A 13,564-nucleotide genomic window follows, 5' to 3' on the forward strand; every position below is an offset into this window, starting at 1 on the left:
CAGCCGGATCGCAGTCCGTGTGGGTGGTTGCCGCCGGGCGAGTCAGTCCTGGTCGGGGCCGGTTTCGAGCCAGCGCCGCGGGTAGCCGATCCGGGTGGCCAGCCGGGCGAGTCCGCCGATTACCGCATGCTGCAACCAGACCGGGATGCCCGCGAGGTAGCCGTCCTGGTAATCCCACAGCAATGCCAGCGCCAACGGGTTGCGTGGCATCCGTGAGCGCACGGTGGTCTTGTGCGTGGCATCGAGGTTGTGCCACAGCTGGAACATCTCCCAGTGCCGCAGCGGCGGGCGGATCTCATGCTCGAAGACGGTATCGGGCGCCTCACTCCAGAACTCGTGTACCGCGCGCGGGGGTGCGGTGAGCGAATCGCCCGGATGCACCACGATTTCCGTGCCATCGATCTTGAAGCGGAGCCGACCGTGCCGCAGGGTCCACGATTCGCTGAGCACCGGATGCCAATGCGGGCCCGCCTGCCGGTCCGCTTCCGGCAGTTGATGTTCCAGCCGCAGGTAGGGGCCGCGCTCGTCCGCGCCGCGTGCGACGAGGGTGATGCGGTGGCCGTTACGAAAGGTGAGTGTGTCGCGCATATCTCCAGATATAAAGGTATCCTTTGTAATGTGTCAACAGTTGAACCGCGCACCACGTTGTTGAAGCTGCTCGGTCAGGCGACGCACGCCTTCGAACGCGAGCTGAATCGGGAACTGCGGGCGGCGCTGCGCGACGACCTGCGCCCGGCGCACTACGCGGTGTTCCGCTACCTGGCGCCGGAGGGTTCGCGGATCAGTGCGCTGGCCGAGGAGGCGGGCATGACGCAGCAGTCGATGGGGGAATTGGTGACGCATATGGAGCGATGCGGATATGTGGAGCGGCAGGTCGACCCGGGTGATCGGCGGGCGCGGCTCGTCGTGCTGACCGCCGAGGGGCATGCGGCGCTCGGCGTGGCGGCGGCGCGGATCAGGCAGCTCGAGCGGAAGCTGGAGGCCGCTCTCGGCGAGCGCGCGTTAGCTGATCTGCGGCGATCGCTGAGCCGCGTGCACGGGGCACTGATCGACTGAATTCACCGCCCGGTCGAGGTGCGCATGCGGGTGGACTTCGACCGGGATCGTGCGCGCGCAGCTCGAGTGGTAACTTGAACACCGTTCAAGCCCCGGTTGGCCGGGCCCGTCGCGACCGCGAGGAATCCTGTGGCATTGACCCCCGACGAGATCACCGCCATCGACGCCGAACATGTCTGGCATCCCTACGGCGGCTTTCCCGCGACGACCGAACCGCTGGTGGTTTCCGGTGCTTCCGGAACCCGGCTGACCCTCGCCGACGGTCGGGAATTGGTCGACGGGATGAGTTCGTGGTGGGCCGCCATCCACGGTTATCGGCATCCGGTATTGGATGCCGCGCTGGTGGCGCAGTCGCAGCGGATGAGTCATGTGATGTTCGGCGGGCTCACCCATGAACCGGCTGCCCGATTGGCCGCGTTGCTCGTCGAGCTGACGCCCGCCGGTCTGGACAAGGTATTCCTGTGCGACTCCGGTTCGGTATCGGTCGAGGTCGCGACGAAGATGTGCCTGCAGTACTGGCGCGCGATGGGTAAGCCGGCGAAGCGGCGGCTGCTCACCTGGCGCGGCGGATATCACGGCGATACCTTCACGCCGATGAGCGTGTGCGATCCGCAGGGTGGCATGCATGCGCTGTGGACCGATGTGCTCGCGGAGCAGATCTTCGCCCCCGCGCCGCCGCGCGAATATTCGGACGAATATGTGGCCGAGTTCGAACGGCTGCTGGCCGCGCATGCCGACGAACTCGCGGCCGTCATCGTGGAGCCGGTCGTGCAGGGCGCGGGTGGGATGCGCTGGCACGATCCGCAGTATCTGACCGACCTGCGGCGCCTGAGCGACGAGTACGGAGTGCTGTTGATCTTCGATGAGATCGCGACCGGATTCGGCCGCACCGGAACGCTTTTCGCGGCCGATCATGTCGGGGTGAGTCCGGATGTGCTGTGTGTCGGCAAGTCGCTCACCGGCGGGTATCTGACCTTGGCGGCCGCTCTCTGTACCTCCCGGATCGCGGCGACCATCAGCGCGGAGCACGGCGGACTCATGCACGGCCCGACCTTCATGGGTAACCCGCTGGCGTGCGCGGTCGCGGTGGCCTCGATCGAGCTGCTGTTGCAACGGGATTGGCGCGCCGAGGTGACCCGGATCGAATCGGAACTGGAAGCCGGTCTGGCCCCGGCGCGTTCGCTGCCCGGGGTGGCGGACGTGCGGGTGCTCGGGGCGATCGGCGTTGTGCAACTCGATCATCCGGTAGATATGCGCAAGGCCACCCACGCCGCCGTCGAAGCGGGCGTCTGGCTGCGCCCCTTCCGCGATCTGATCTACACCATGCCGCCCTTTATCAGCACGACCGAGGACATCGAACGCATCACCGCCGGTATGGTCGCCGCCGCTCGGGCGTAATGCAGGAATCAGGCACGTTTGCGGGCGTTGTGCTCGCTGCCCGCACTTTCGGGGCGGTCGGTGTCGGAGACGATCTCCCAGACCCGGAAGACGTAGTGGTAGTCGTCGGCCCAGCCGCAGGCGATCAGCAGATAGGTGTCGCCGTCGCGCAGCAGGATCCGGCGACCCGGCAGTCTCGGATGCTGCGGGGTGAATGTGGGCACGAGCGAACGCAATTTGGTCAGTGCTTGCTCGCGAGTGCCGACGACCTCCGCGAGTACTCGCGGCGACCAACGCTTGTGATCACCGGAACCTGTTGTCTCTTCGACGACTATCGCCCACCGTGGCATTCGGCCCTGCTCCCTTTGGCGGAAATGCCGCGCCACCGTTGGTCGGTGGCGAACCTTCAACGATTGGTTTCCACGGTACCAGCACTCACCCCCGCACATGCGGCTTGAACGGTGTTCAAGTATGCTGCGGAGCTGTGATTACCGATCCGTTGGGCTGGCTTGACGAACGCGCTGCCGAGCGTGTGCGCGTGGGATTGCGCCGCGAGCTGCGGCCACGCGCGGCCCAGTCGCTGTCGATCGACCTCGCATCCAATGACTACCTCGGGCTGGTCCATCATCCGGAGGTGATCGAGGGCGCGATCGACGCCGTGCGACGTTGGGGTGCCGGATCGACCGGATCCCGGCTCGTCACCGGGACCACCGCCGAACACGAGCAGCTCGAGACCGAACTCGCCGAATTCGTCGGTGCCGAGGCCGGTTTGGTCTTCGCCTCCGGTTATGCCGCCAATCTCGGCGTGGTGACCGCGCTCGCCGGGCGGGATGCGCTGATCGTCTCCGATGCGGGCAGTCATGCTTCGCTGGTGGATGCCTGCCGGCTGTCGCGCTCGCGCGTAGCGATCGCCGCGCATTGCGATGTGCAGGCGGTCGAGCGGTTGCTGGCCGAGCGGACCGAGGAACGGGCACTGGTGCTTACCGATTCGGTGTTCAGCGCCGATGGTGATCTGGCGCCGCTGGCCGAGTTGCACCGGGTCACCCGGGCCAATGGTGCGGTACTGATCGTGGATGAGGCGCACGGGCTCGGTGTGCGCGGTGCGGGTGGGCGCGGGCTGGTGCACGAGGTCGGTTTGGCCCGGGAACCGGATCTCGTTGTCACCGCGACCCTGTCGAAAGCCTTTGCCGCACAGGGCGGTGTGGTGTTGGCCAGCGAGCGGGTCCGTGCACATCTGATCGATGCGGCACGCACATTCATCTTCGATACCGGGCTCGCGCCCGCCGCGGTCGGTGCGGCGCGGGCGGCGCTGCGGTTGTTGCGTCAGGAGCCCGCGATGGCGGGTCGGGTGTTGGAGCGGGCGGCCGATATCGCACGCATCGCCGGTGTGGCGGAACCGGATTCGGCGGTGGTGTCCGTGGTGCTTGGCGACGCCCAGCGTGCCCATGACGCCGCGCAAGCCTGTCGCGCGCGCGGGCTGGAGGTGGGTTGCTTCCGTCCGCCATCGGTGCCGGAGGGGACCTCGCGGCTGCGGCTCACCGCGCGGGCGAATCTGACTTCCAACGAACTCACCACCATCGCAACGGTTCTCACCGAGGTGCTCGCGCAGGCGCGTGGCTTGGTGATCGCATGAGTGTGCTGTTCGTGACCGGTACGTCGACCGATGTCGGCAAGACCGTCGTCACCGCCGCGCTCGCCGCGGCCGCGCTGGCCGCCGGTCGGTCGGTGGCCGTGTGCAAACCGGCCCAAACCGGTGTGGCGCCAGGTGAACCCGGCGATCTTGCCGAAGTCGAACGCCTCACCGGTGTGACGAGAACGCTCGAGATCGCCCGATATCCCGATCCGTTGGCGGCGGATACCGCCGCGCTTCGGTGCGGGCAGCCGCTGTTGACGCTGAGCGAAACCGCCGCTGCCATCGACTCGCTCGCCGAGGCGGATCTGACCTTGGTGGAAGGGGCGGGCGGATTGCTGGTCCGACTCGGCGAATTCACGCTGCTCGAGCTGGCGCAGAAGCTCGACGCCCCGGTGGTCGTGGTCGCGGCGGCCGGGCTCGGGACCCTCAACCACAGCGAATTGACCACGCGCGCACTGTCATCTGCCGGCGTCCGCTGTGCGGGGCTGGTGATCGGCTCCTGGCCCGATGATGCCGGGCTGGCCGAGCAGTGCAATCGCGCTGATCTGCCGCGGGTTACCGGAGTCGAATTGGTCGGGGCGGTGCCCGCGGGTGCGGGTGCGTGGGATCGTGAGCGCTTCTGCGCTGCCGCACCCAGGTGGTTCACTCCCGGTTGGGCCGTGCTGGGCCGGTAGTTCTCTGCTGAATCGGGCTCGGAACGACTATCGTTCGACCCGTGGCTTCCACTCGGATGAGCTGGCATGTGAAAGCGCCGTAGGCGAGGCGTTTGGTCCCCGATGAGCAGGTGGTTCAGCTCGTCGAATTCGAGACCGACAATTCCTCGATAACCGGCGAAATGACCATCACCATCGACCTCGTCGACGCCGACGGCGGCACCCGGATCAGCGCTGTGCACGACGGACTGCCCGAGGGCGTCCCGCCCGACCAGAACGAACTCGGCTGACGCATCTCACTCGGCAAGCTCGCCACCCTGGCCGAAACCGGCGAACTGCCCGGATAGCACCTACCGACCCCCAGCGTCCGCGTACGGCTCAATGCTGTTGGCGGGCAGTGTATTCCAGCGCTCGAGCTGTTCGCGGATCTGCTCGGGCCGACTGCCGCTATCGGGTTGCCTGGCAGCACTCGGGAACCGTACCTAGAGTGGAAAAGGTGTCGCCGTTGGACGATCGGCACCCGTCCACCGTCTCGGACTGGGACGACGCGCGACGGACGGCCCGGCTTCGGGAAACTCGTCTCGGGCACGGGTGGCAGACGTTGCGCCGTACCAGGTTGGCGCTGCTGCGGGTCGCCTTGGTATTGCTCGCTGGGCTCGTCGTGTTCGCCCAGTACTGGGTGTACGACGTCACCCCGGAACGCGATCGCCTCGCGCGCACCGAACCCGCCGTCCTGCCGATCGCCACCCCCGTGCACGATCGCGACTGGGACACCGTTGTCGTCGATATGGTCGGACTCGGCGGCCTCAATGCCAGCAATACCGCGGCCGCACTGCCCGCCCTCAGCGACATGGGCGTGGTCTGGGCCATCAAATACGACAATCAAGGTATCGACACCAAGGTGATCGCGGATCTGATCATTCGCGCCGCCGAGATGTCGGGGCTGAAGAACATCGTGCTGGTCGGACACAGTATGGGCGGGGTCATCGCGCTCGAGGTCGCGCGGCATATCCATCTGGAAAGCGATCGGCAGTTGGTGGGGGTGATCCTGGACTGCACACCGGTGGATTTGACTGCGGTGCGTCCGGAGAGTCGCGGTGCGGGCGAGGATATGGTGCGCTGGATGGGCTGGCTGCCCGGGGCACGGGAAAGCCGCACCCTGCGGTTGGCGGTCGAAACCTACGCGCGCCGTGACCGATTCGTCGATCGCGGGGCCAAGGGGTTGCCCGGGATCCGGCTCGAGCCATTGCGCGATGTCGTCGAAGAAGTGTTGCGCGAGAAGGTTTTCTCCCACGACGCGGCCAGCAACGGCCTGATCGAAACCCAGTTCCTGGCGATCGTGGCGGGCGGCGCCATCAACGATCTGCGCGCGCTGTCCCGGCCTGCCGACGGCACACCGCGCCCGGCCATCGTCTTCATCCGACCGCGCGATCCGGATAACGACCGGGTGGTGGATGTCGAGTACTCCCATCAGGTGCTCATCGAGCGGGCCGGTGGCGTCGACGGCTCACTGCTCGTCGTCATGCCGCGAAATACCGGGCACGCCAATCCGATGCAGCGCCCCGATGCCTACAACCAGATCATCGAACAGCAGATCGTGCCGTTCATCCAGCGATACCAGGAACAGGTGCGCGCGACGTCCGCGGCGGCGGCACCGCGCTGAGGAGGATGGCAGCCGGCGGGGGTGGGTGAACACAGTTGGAATCAACCTAAGACAAACCGTATGCGTGCCGGTTTCGTATTGATTCAATCACCGCATGTTCCGACCACGTACGTTCCTGACCGGCCTGCGCGGGCGCACAATTGCCGCATTGCTCGCTGCGGCGACCGTTGCGAGCCTGGGTATAACCGGCTGCGCGAGCGACAATGAGCCGGTCGGTAAAACCGACGCGCCGCTGCCAACCGAAATCCCCGCCGGCACCACACTTGTACTCGCCGACCAGCTGGAGCGGTTCAAGTCGGTACTCCAGTTCTCCGGCGAGCTGGACAAGCTGCCGTTCAAGGTAGAGTTCGCCAATTTCATCGGCGGTCCGGCCATTCTGGAGGCATTCCGGGCGGGCGCCGCGGATGTCGCGACCGTCGGCGATGTTCCGCCGATTCATGCGCAGATCGCCGGGCAGGACGTGCCGATCATCGCGGCTCACCAATCCAATCCCCATGCGCTGAAACTCGCGGTGGCTCCGGGTAAGACGGTCAGCACCCTGGCCGATCTGAAGGGAAAGAAGATCGCCTATGCGGAGGGCACCGCGCAACAGGCCGCGGTGCTGCGGGCTCTCGATAAGGCCGGGTTGAAAACCACTGACGTACAACTGGTTCGGTTGCAGATCGGGGAATTCTTGGATGCGGTGCGCACCGGTCAGGTCGATATCGCTCCGCTCGTCGAACCGTATATCACTCGGTTGCTGCGCACCCCGGGTGCTGCACTGATCCCGGATTCGGAGACCACCGGGATCTATGGCGGTGTCAACTATCTTTACGCGCGCCGCGTCGCGGTGACCGATCCGGCCAAGGCGGCCGCGACAAGGGCAGTGGTCGCTGCCTATATTCGCGCTTACCAATGGGTCAATACCCATCAGGAGGAGTGGGCGCGCAGGTATTACGTCGAGAACCAGAAGGTCAGCGCCGATGATGCCAAGCGCATTGTCGATTCGCTCGGCACGTACGTCTTCCCGCATCTGGATCAGCAGCTCATCGATCGCCAGCAGGTCACCATCGACGCGATCGACAAGGCGGGCGAATTGCCCAAGAAGGTGCGCGCAGCGGACGGTTTCGATCTGCGCTTCGACGCCGTCGTCAGCCAGGCCGTCACCGAGAGCGGCGCCGCATTCGAACCGAAGGCGAAATAGCAATGGCCACAGTGAATATCGGCGTACTCGGCCGGATCGGACAAAGTTCGCGCACCACCGCGGAGCCGGTATTGCCCCGTCGCAAGTCGACTCGGCCCCGGCTCGGACCGGGCCGCCCGATTCCGCTCGCTATCGCCATCGGGCCCGCGTTGCTGATCGCGGCATGGGTGATCGGATCCGCCACGGGCGCACTCGATGAGCAGACCCTGCCCGCGCCGTGGACGGTCGCCGAGACCGCGCGCGATCTGCTGGCCGACGGTAGGTTGCAGTCCAATCTGCTTACTTCGCTGAAGCGCGCGGCCTGGGGGCTCGGGCTCGGCGTGGTGATCGGTGTTGTGCTCGCCTTGATCGCCGGGTTGAGCCGGGTCGGTGAAGCGCTGGTGGACGGGCCCATTCAGATCAAACGCTCGATTCCGACGCTGGCACTGATCCCGCTGTTCATCGTGTGGTTCGGCATCGGTGAGGAAATGAAGCTCATCGTCATCACCACCAGTGTCGCGATTCCGATCTACATCAATACCCACGCGCAATTGCGCGGCATCGACAGCCAGTATGTGGAATTGGCTGCGACGGTGGGACTTTCGCGGTGGGGTTTCATTCGACGGATCGCCCTGCCCGGTTCACTGCCCGGATTCTTCACCGGGTTGCGGCTGGCGGTGACGATTTCCTGGCTGGCGTTGGTCGTGGTCGAACAGGTGAATGCCACCAGCGGCATCGGCTATTTGATGACACAAGCGCGAACTTACGGACAGATCGACGTCATCGTGGTCGGCTTGGTGATCTATGGCCTGCTCGGACTGTTCGGTGATCTCGCCGTGCGCGCGACGGAACGGAGGGCGCTGTCATGGCGGCAGACGATCGCGGACTGAATGTGGTGCGAATTCGCGGGCTGCGTAGGGGTTTCGGCGATCGCGTGGTGTTGCACGGCATCGATCTCGATATCGCGCGCGGTGAATTCGTCGCCCTGCTCGGACGCAGTGGCTCGGGCAAGAGCACGCTGTTGCGCGCACTGGCCGAGCTGGATCGTGATGTGCTCGGCTCGGGCGAGTCCCGGGTGCCGACGGAACGTGCGGTGGTGTTCCAGGATTCGCGGCTGCTGCCGTGGAATCGGGTGCTGGACAATGTGACTCTCGGCTTGAAAGGGGCAGATGCCGCCGAGCGCGGTCGCACCGCGCTGGCCGAGGTAGGGCTCGCGGGGCGGGAAAAGGCGTGGCCGAAGGAGCTTTCCGGAGGTGAGAAGCAGCGCGTCGCCCTGGCGCGATCGTTGGTGCGGGAGCCGGAGTTGCTGCTGGCCGATGAGCCCTTCGGGGCGCTGGATGCGCTCACCCGCATCAAGATGCATGTGCTGCTGCTGGAGCTGTGCGCCAGGCATAAGCCGGCCGTCTTGCTGGTGACCCACGATGTCGATGAAGCGATACTGCTCGCCGACCGCGTGCTCGTACTCGACGAGGGGCGCATCGCCGTCGATCAGCGCATCGATCTGGAACGTCCACGCCGCCACATCGATCCGGACTTCCACCGCCTGCGCGAACTGCTGCTTTCCAGCCTCGGCGTCGATGTCGGGGCGCTATCCGATGAGAAGAAGGCCTCATGACACGCCAACTCAGCCTCAATGCGTTCATCTACCCCGCCGGACATCACGAGGCGGCCTGGCGGCATCCGCAGAGCCGACCCGACCGGATCTACGATGTCGCCTACTATCAGGAGATCGGCCGCACCGCCGAAGCCGCGAAACTCGATGCGGTGTTCTTCGCCGACGGGCCCGCATTGCGCACCGATGTCGAACACAATGCCGCCTCCGGTCTGGAACCGATCACACTGCTCACCGCGATCGCGACGGCCACAACCCATCTCGGGCTGATCGCCACCGCGTCCACTACCTACTACGAGCCATACAACCTGGCCAGGCTGTTCTCCACGCTGGACCACATCTCCGGCGGCCGGGCGGGCTGGAACATCGTCACCACCGGAACCGACCTCGCCGCAGCGAATTTCGGGCTCGACAAACATCCCGACCACACGACCCGGTACGCGCGGGCACGGGAATTCGTCGATGCGGTCGTCGCGCTGTGGGACAGCTGGGAGGACGATGCCATCCTGCTGGACCAGGAGGCCGGCATCTACGCCGATCCGGATAAGATCCACCCGATCGATTTCGTCGGCGAATACCTCAGTGTGCGTGGTCCGTTCAATGCGCCGCGCACCCCGCAGGGGCATCCGGTACTCGTCCAGGCCGGCGCTTCGAATGACGGACGGGCGTTCGCGGGCCGCTACGCTGAGGCGATCTTCACCGCGCATCAGAGCTTGGCGGATGCGCAGGCTTTCTATGCCGATATCAAGGGCAAGGCCGTCGAATTCGGCCGGGACGCCGAGCAGATCAAGATCCTGCCCGGTATCAGTCCGTTCATCGGTGCTACCGAAGCGGCGGCCAAACAGTTGGAGCGGGAATTCAACGAGCTCACGGTGCCCGAATACGGGCTGAAGCAGTTGGAGGCCATCGCGGGGCAGAGCCTGCGGCAGTTGCCGCTGGATGAATCGGTGCCGCTCGAATTGTTCAGCGACGCGGGCGATGTCACCGATAACGACCGCAGCCGTCGGCAGGTCGTCGCGGGGATTGTGCGGCGGGAACGGCCCACCGTGCGCGGGCTGCTGCACCGTCTCGCCGGTGCCCGCGGACATCGAGTCTTCGCCGGTACGCCGGAGCAGGTCGCGGACACCATCGAGGAATGGTTCCGCAATGGCGCCGCCGACGGTTTCAACGTGATGCCGCCCTACTACCCGGGTGGTCTGGAGGTCTTCGCCGAGCAGGTCGTCCCGATCCTGCAGCGGCGCGGCCTGTTCCGCACCGAATACACCGGAACCACGCTGCGTGACCACTTCGGTCTGGTGCGACCGGAGAGCCGGTATGCCCGGCGACCGGCGCTCGCGCCGTGAGCACCTGCACCGGCCCGTATCGAGCCCGGCGAAATGACCGCTCGCACCTGGACGAGGTGAGCGACCGGGTTTCCTTCCGCCGCCGAAACCACACGCCCGACCACGTCGGATGACCCCGCCGCTTCGGCAGGACCGGCGGGATCGGAGATGGGCATCGGGACGTTCCTTCCAGGTGTGCGTCGACGCGGGATTCAGCGTGCGCGGGTGCCGAGCAGGTGCCGCACACCGCCGACGAACAGCTGCAGACCGAAATCGAAACGTGCTGTCGCGTCCGGGGTTTCGTTCAGTGGTGAGGCGTCCTCGGTCAGCGCGCCGGCCGAATCCATTTGCATTCTGGACTGTTCGTCCACCGTTTGCCCGAGCACGTAGTACAGCAGCGTGTACGCCGCGAGTTCCGCTTCCGGCCGTGGCATTCCGCCGCGGATCGCCGCGCCCGCGAGTCGTTCCCGGCCCTTGCTCGTGGTGAGTCGGGAAGCGTAGGTCGCCGAGACCAATTCGGCGCCGTCGCGATAGGCGAGTAGGCAACCGCGCAGCCGATGCGCCAATTCGCTGATCTGGGCCGACCAGTCCTCCGCCTCGACCGGATCCTCCATCGGGGCCAAGATCCGGTCGGCCACCGCACCGAGCAGCGCCTGTTTATTGGGGAAGTGCCAGTACAGCGCCCCCGGCTGGACCTGGAGTGAACCGGCTAGCCTGCGCATGGTCAGGTCGGCGAGACCGTACTGGTCGAGTATGGCGATGGCGCCGTCGACCACGTCCGCGCGATGCAGCTGCACGGTGTTTCCTTCCGCTGTATTCGATGCGGCATTCCCGGGGGCCCTCCGTGGCAACGCTCGCTGCCGCCTCCAGGCCCGTCGCTTATGCCGCGCGTGTTTTGACTCACTGCTACCGCTACCCTAGCCTGAACACCGTTCAAGTTGCACGGCCACCTCGGCCGGACGAAGGGATTCGTGCAGTGACCCAGGCACCCGTCCACACCGATATTCTGGCGACCGCCCGCGAGCAGGTGCTCGAGCGCGGCAAAGGCCTGACCCAGGAGCAGACCCTCGAGGTGTTACGGCTCGGCGACGACCGGCTGGAGGAACTGCTCGCCCTCGCGCACGAGGTGCGCATGAAGTGGTGCGGTCCCGAGGTCGAGGTCGAGGGCATCATCAGCCTCAAGACCGGCGGCTGCCCCGAGGACTGCCACTTCTGCTCGCAGTCGGGTCTGTTCCAGTCGCCCGTGCGTGCCGCCTGGCTCGATATCCCCAGCCTGGTCGAGGCCGCCAAGCAGACCGCCAAGACCGGCGCCACCGAATTCTGCATCGTCGCGGCCGTGCGTGGTCCGGACGAGCGGCTGATGGCGCAGGTCGCAGCCGGTGTCGAGGCCATCCGCAACGAGGTCGACATCCAGGTCGCGTGTTCGCTCGGCATGCTCACCCAGGAACAGGTCGACCAGCTCGCCGCCATGGGTGTGCACCGCTACAACCACAACCTCGAGACCTCCCGTTCGCACTTCCCGAATGTCGTCACCACGCACACCTGGGAAGAGCGCTGGGACACCCTGCGCATGGTGCGCGAGGCCGGTATGGAGGTCTGCTGCGGCGGCATCCTCGGCATGGGCGAAACCTTGGAGCAGCGTGCGGAATTCGCGGCCAACCTGGCCGAACTCGAACCCGACGAGGTGCCGCTGAACTTCCTCAACCCGCGTCCCGGCACCCCGTTCGGCGACCTCGAGGTGCTACCCGCCGCCGACGCACTGCGCGCCGTGGCAGCATTCCGGCTCGCGCTGCCGCGCACCATTCTGCGTTTCGCGGGCGGTCGCGAGATCACCCTCGGCGACCTCGGCGCCAAGCAGGGCATACTCGGTGGTATCAATGCCGTCATCGTCGGCAACTATCTGACCACCCTCGGTCGGCCCGCCGAGTCGGATCTGGATCTGCTCGGCGAGCTGAAGATGCCGATCAAGGCGCTCAACGAAACACTGTGATCCGGCTGCCGAATACTGAGTACGCAAGCATCACGAAAGAGGCTGGTGCCATGAGTACTGTCATGGATATGAACGAGCGCTACAACCCGTTCACCGGCAAACGCATCGTGCCGGGTCTCGACGATCCGGTCCCGGCCGCCGCGGCGCTGGGGCTGGAACCGCCGCGCTTCTGCGAGCAGTGTGGCCGCCGCATGATCGTGCAGGTCAGCCCCGACGGCTGGTGGGCGAAATGCTCGCGGCACGGGGTACTGGATTCGAAGAATCTGGAACATCGCTAGTGGTGACCGAATACGGCGACGTCAGCGGGCCGGCCGGATCGGCTCGGCTGGTTGGTGTGCGGCGTGAGCTGCGGGCGGCCGCGCTGATCGCGGTCGGGGTGGTGCTGCTCAGCGTGCTCGGCGGTGTGGTGTGGGCGTTCGTGGCGCCCTCCGAGCAGTATCTCGTGGTCAAGGCGCGCGCCGGTGCGGTACCGGCCAAGGGCGCGGCATTGACCGGCGAGAGTGTGCACCAGTTCGACGCGCTGGCAATCTTTGTCTGTATCGGTGCGGTGCTGGGTGTGCTGACGGCCATCGGGGTGTGGCGTTGGCGTCGCGCGCGCGGACCGCTGCTGCAATGGGGACTGCTGATCGGTTCCGGCGCAGGTGCTTACGTGATGGCCAAGGTCGGCGAGCAGATCATGCAATGGCAGCATCCGATGCCGTACGATCCCTCGGTCGGCCAGATCGTGCGGCTGCCGGTCGAGGTCGGCAGTTGGCTGGCGCTGATCGTGCAACCACTGTTCGCCTCGCTGATCATGCTGTTCCTCGCGGCGCTCAGTCCGACAGAGGATCTCGGCACCGGATTCAGCGGACCGTTCGGCGATGCGCGTCCATACTCCACTGCGGCAAGCGGATTCGCGACCGTCCACAGTGCCGATCCGTACCGTGACGCCGCGAACGGCGGGCCGGTGCCCTACGGTGTTCCCTACGGCGGCTTCGGACCGCCTGGTTCGGATGGCGCTCGCTAACGTTATCCGAACCGTTGCCCACGCGGCGGTACAGACGTACCGGGACGGCCTAGAATTGTGGGACACGCTGTGCGTTCAGAGAGGAACGGA

Annotated in this window: 16 protein-coding genes; 13 read left to right on the forward strand and 3 right to left on the reverse strand. The window is 66.1% G+C overall.

The annotated features are described in order from the left end of the window. Window positions 1-42: 42 nt before the first annotated feature. On the reverse strand, window positions 43-588 hold the full coding sequence (locus tag AB0J29_RS26975) for a cupin domain-containing protein (protein WP_364791983.1): 546 nt from the start codon (window positions 586-588) through the stop codon (window positions 43-45). 30 nt (window positions 589-618) lie between these two features. Here AB0J29_RS26975 and AB0J29_RS26980 point away from each other — a divergent pair, with 30 nt between their 5' ends. Both AB0J29_RS26980 and AB0J29_RS26985 read left to right on the forward strand, forming a co-directional pair. Continuing rightward, window positions 619-1,056: a MarR family winged helix-turn-helix transcriptional regulator gene (locus tag AB0J29_RS26980; RefSeq protein WP_364791986.1), complete on the forward strand. Its 438-nt coding sequence runs from the start codon at window positions 619-621 to the stop codon at window positions 1,054-1,056. Between the two features lie 129 nt (window positions 1,057-1,185). Beyond that, window positions 1,186-2,454 (forward strand): adenosylmethionine--8-amino-7-oxononanoate transaminase, encoded by a 1,269-nt coding sequence (locus tag AB0J29_RS26985; protein ID WP_364791989.1) that lies wholly within the window; start codon window positions 1,186-1,188, stop codon window positions 2,452-2,454. Window positions 2,455-2,462: 8 nt separating this feature from the next. Here the strand turns inward: AB0J29_RS26985 and AB0J29_RS26990 are convergent, their stop codons facing one another. Beyond that, on the reverse strand, window positions 2,463-2,783 hold the full coding sequence (locus tag AB0J29_RS26990) for a hypothetical protein (RefSeq protein ID WP_364791992.1): 321 nt from the start codon (window positions 2,781-2,783) through the stop codon (window positions 2,463-2,465). 134 nt (window positions 2,784-2,917) lie between these two features. On the opposite strand from AB0J29_RS26990, the gene AB0J29_RS26995 reads away from it, so the two are divergent. The 8 genes from AB0J29_RS26995 (at window position 2,918) to AB0J29_RS27030 (ending at window position 10,499) form a co-directional block, all read left to right on the forward strand. Then, window positions 2,918-4,066, forward strand: coding sequence for an 8-amino-7-oxononanoate synthase (locus AB0J29_RS26995; protein ID WP_364791995.1), 1,149 nt, complete (start codon window positions 2,918-2,920; stop codon window positions 4,064-4,066). Beyond that, window positions 4,063-4,740, forward strand: a complete 678-nt coding sequence (gene bioD, locus AB0J29_RS27000) for a dethiobiotin synthase (protein WP_364791998.1) — start codon at window positions 4,063-4,065, stop codon at window positions 4,738-4,740. The genes AB0J29_RS26995 and bioD overlap by 4 nt, the downstream gene beginning before the upstream one ends. 92 nt (window positions 4,741-4,832) lie before the next feature. Next, a complete protein-coding gene (locus AB0J29_RS27005; RefSeq protein WP_364792001.1) occupies window positions 4,833-5,009 on the forward strand; it encodes an SRPBCC domain-containing protein in 177 nt (58 codons plus the stop codon). Between the two features lie 206 nt (window positions 5,010-5,215). After that, window positions 5,216-6,382: an alpha/beta hydrolase gene (locus tag AB0J29_RS27010; protein ID WP_364792004.1), complete on the forward strand. Its 1,167-nt coding sequence runs from the start codon at window positions 5,216-5,218 to the stop codon at window positions 6,380-6,382. 94 nt (window positions 6,383-6,476) lie between these two features. Next, window positions 6,477-7,565: an ABC transporter substrate-binding protein gene (locus tag AB0J29_RS27015; RefSeq protein WP_364792007.1), complete on the forward strand. Its 1,089-nt coding sequence runs from the start codon at window positions 6,477-6,479 to the stop codon at window positions 7,563-7,565. A 2-nt stretch (window positions 7,566-7,567) separates the two neighbouring features. Next, the gene (locus AB0J29_RS27020; RefSeq protein ID WP_364792010.1) at window positions 7,568-8,434 is read left to right on the forward strand and encodes an ABC transporter permease; all 867 of its coding nucleotides are present in this window, start codon (window positions 7,568-7,570) and stop codon (window positions 8,432-8,434) included. Further along, window positions 8,410-9,159 (forward strand): ABC transporter ATP-binding protein, encoded by a 750-nt coding sequence (locus AB0J29_RS27025; RefSeq protein WP_364792013.1) that lies wholly within the window; start codon window positions 8,410-8,412, stop codon window positions 9,157-9,159. Before AB0J29_RS27020 ends, AB0J29_RS27025 begins: the two co-directional genes overlap by 25 nt. Continuing rightward, complete coding sequence (locus tag AB0J29_RS27030) at window positions 9,156-10,499, forward strand: LLM class flavin-dependent oxidoreductase (RefSeq protein ID WP_364792016.1); 1,344 nt, start codon at window positions 9,156-9,158, stop codon at window positions 10,497-10,499. Before AB0J29_RS27025 ends, AB0J29_RS27030 begins: the two co-directional genes overlap by 4 nt. Window positions 10,500-10,690: 191 nt before the next feature. Here the strand turns inward: AB0J29_RS27030 and AB0J29_RS27035 are convergent, their stop codons facing one another. Continuing rightward, the gene (locus tag AB0J29_RS27035) at window positions 10,691-11,275 is read right to left on the reverse strand and encodes a TetR/AcrR family transcriptional regulator C-terminal domain-containing protein (protein WP_364792019.1); all 585 of its coding nucleotides are present in this window, start codon (window positions 11,273-11,275) and stop codon (window positions 10,691-10,693) included. A gap of 179 nt (window positions 11,276-11,454) precedes the next feature. On the opposite strand from AB0J29_RS27035, the gene bioB reads away from it, so the two are divergent. The 3 genes from bioB to AB0J29_RS27050 are packed head-to-tail and all read left to right on the forward strand — an operon-like array spanning window position 11,455 to window position 13,474. Next, the gene (gene bioB, locus AB0J29_RS27040) at window positions 11,455-12,468 is read left to right on the forward strand and encodes a biotin synthase BioB (protein ID WP_364792022.1); all 1,014 of its coding nucleotides are present in this window, start codon (window positions 11,455-11,457) and stop codon (window positions 12,466-12,468) included. Window positions 12,469-12,518: 50 nt separating this feature from the next. Continuing rightward, window positions 12,519-12,746, forward strand: a complete 228-nt coding sequence (locus AB0J29_RS27045) for a hypothetical protein (RefSeq protein ID WP_364792025.1) — start codon at window positions 12,519-12,521, stop codon at window positions 12,744-12,746. 2 nt (window positions 12,747-12,748) lie between these two features. Beyond that, a complete protein-coding gene (locus AB0J29_RS27050; protein WP_364792028.1) occupies window positions 12,749-13,474 on the forward strand; it encodes a DUF2567 domain-containing protein in 726 nt (241 codons plus the stop codon). Window positions 13,475-13,564 lie beyond the last annotated feature (90 nt).

This window comes from Nocardia sp. NPDC049707 (assembly GCF_040674855.1).
In the GTDB taxonomy this organism is placed as follows: domain Bacteria; phylum Actinomycetota; class Actinomycetes; order Mycobacteriales; family Mycobacteriaceae; genus Nocardia.

Bases quoted from the DNA above. Each gene is read 5' to 3' on its own strand.
- AB0J29_RS27045 (WP_364792025.1), top strand. From the start codon at position 12,519: ATGAGTACTGTCATGGATATGAACGAGCGCTACAACCCGTTCACCGGC.
- bioD (WP_364791998.1), top strand. From the start codon at position 4,063: ATGAGTGTGCTGTTCGTGACCGGTACGTCGACCGATGTCGGCAAGACC.
- AB0J29_RS27025 (WP_364792013.1), top strand. From the start codon at position 8,410: ATGGCGGCAGACGATCGCGGACTGAATGTGGTGCGAATTCGCGGGCTG.
- AB0J29_RS26975 (WP_364791983.1), bottom strand. From the start codon at position 588: ATGCGCGACACACTCACCTTTCGTAACGGCCACCGCATCACCCTCGTC.
- AB0J29_RS27015 (WP_364792007.1), top strand. From the start codon at position 6,477: ATGTTCCGACCACGTACGTTCCTGACCGGCCTGCGCGGGCGCACAATT.
- AB0J29_RS27020 (WP_364792010.1), top strand. From the start codon at position 7,568: ATGGCCACAGTGAATATCGGCGTACTCGGCCGGATCGGACAAAGTTCG.
- AB0J29_RS27030 (WP_364792016.1), top strand. From the start codon at position 9,156: ATGACACGCCAACTCAGCCTCAATGCGTTCATCTACCCCGCCGGACAT.
- AB0J29_RS26990 (WP_364791992.1), bottom strand. From the start codon at position 2,783: ATGCCACGGTGGGCGATAGTCGTCGAAGAGACAACAGGTTCCGGTGAT.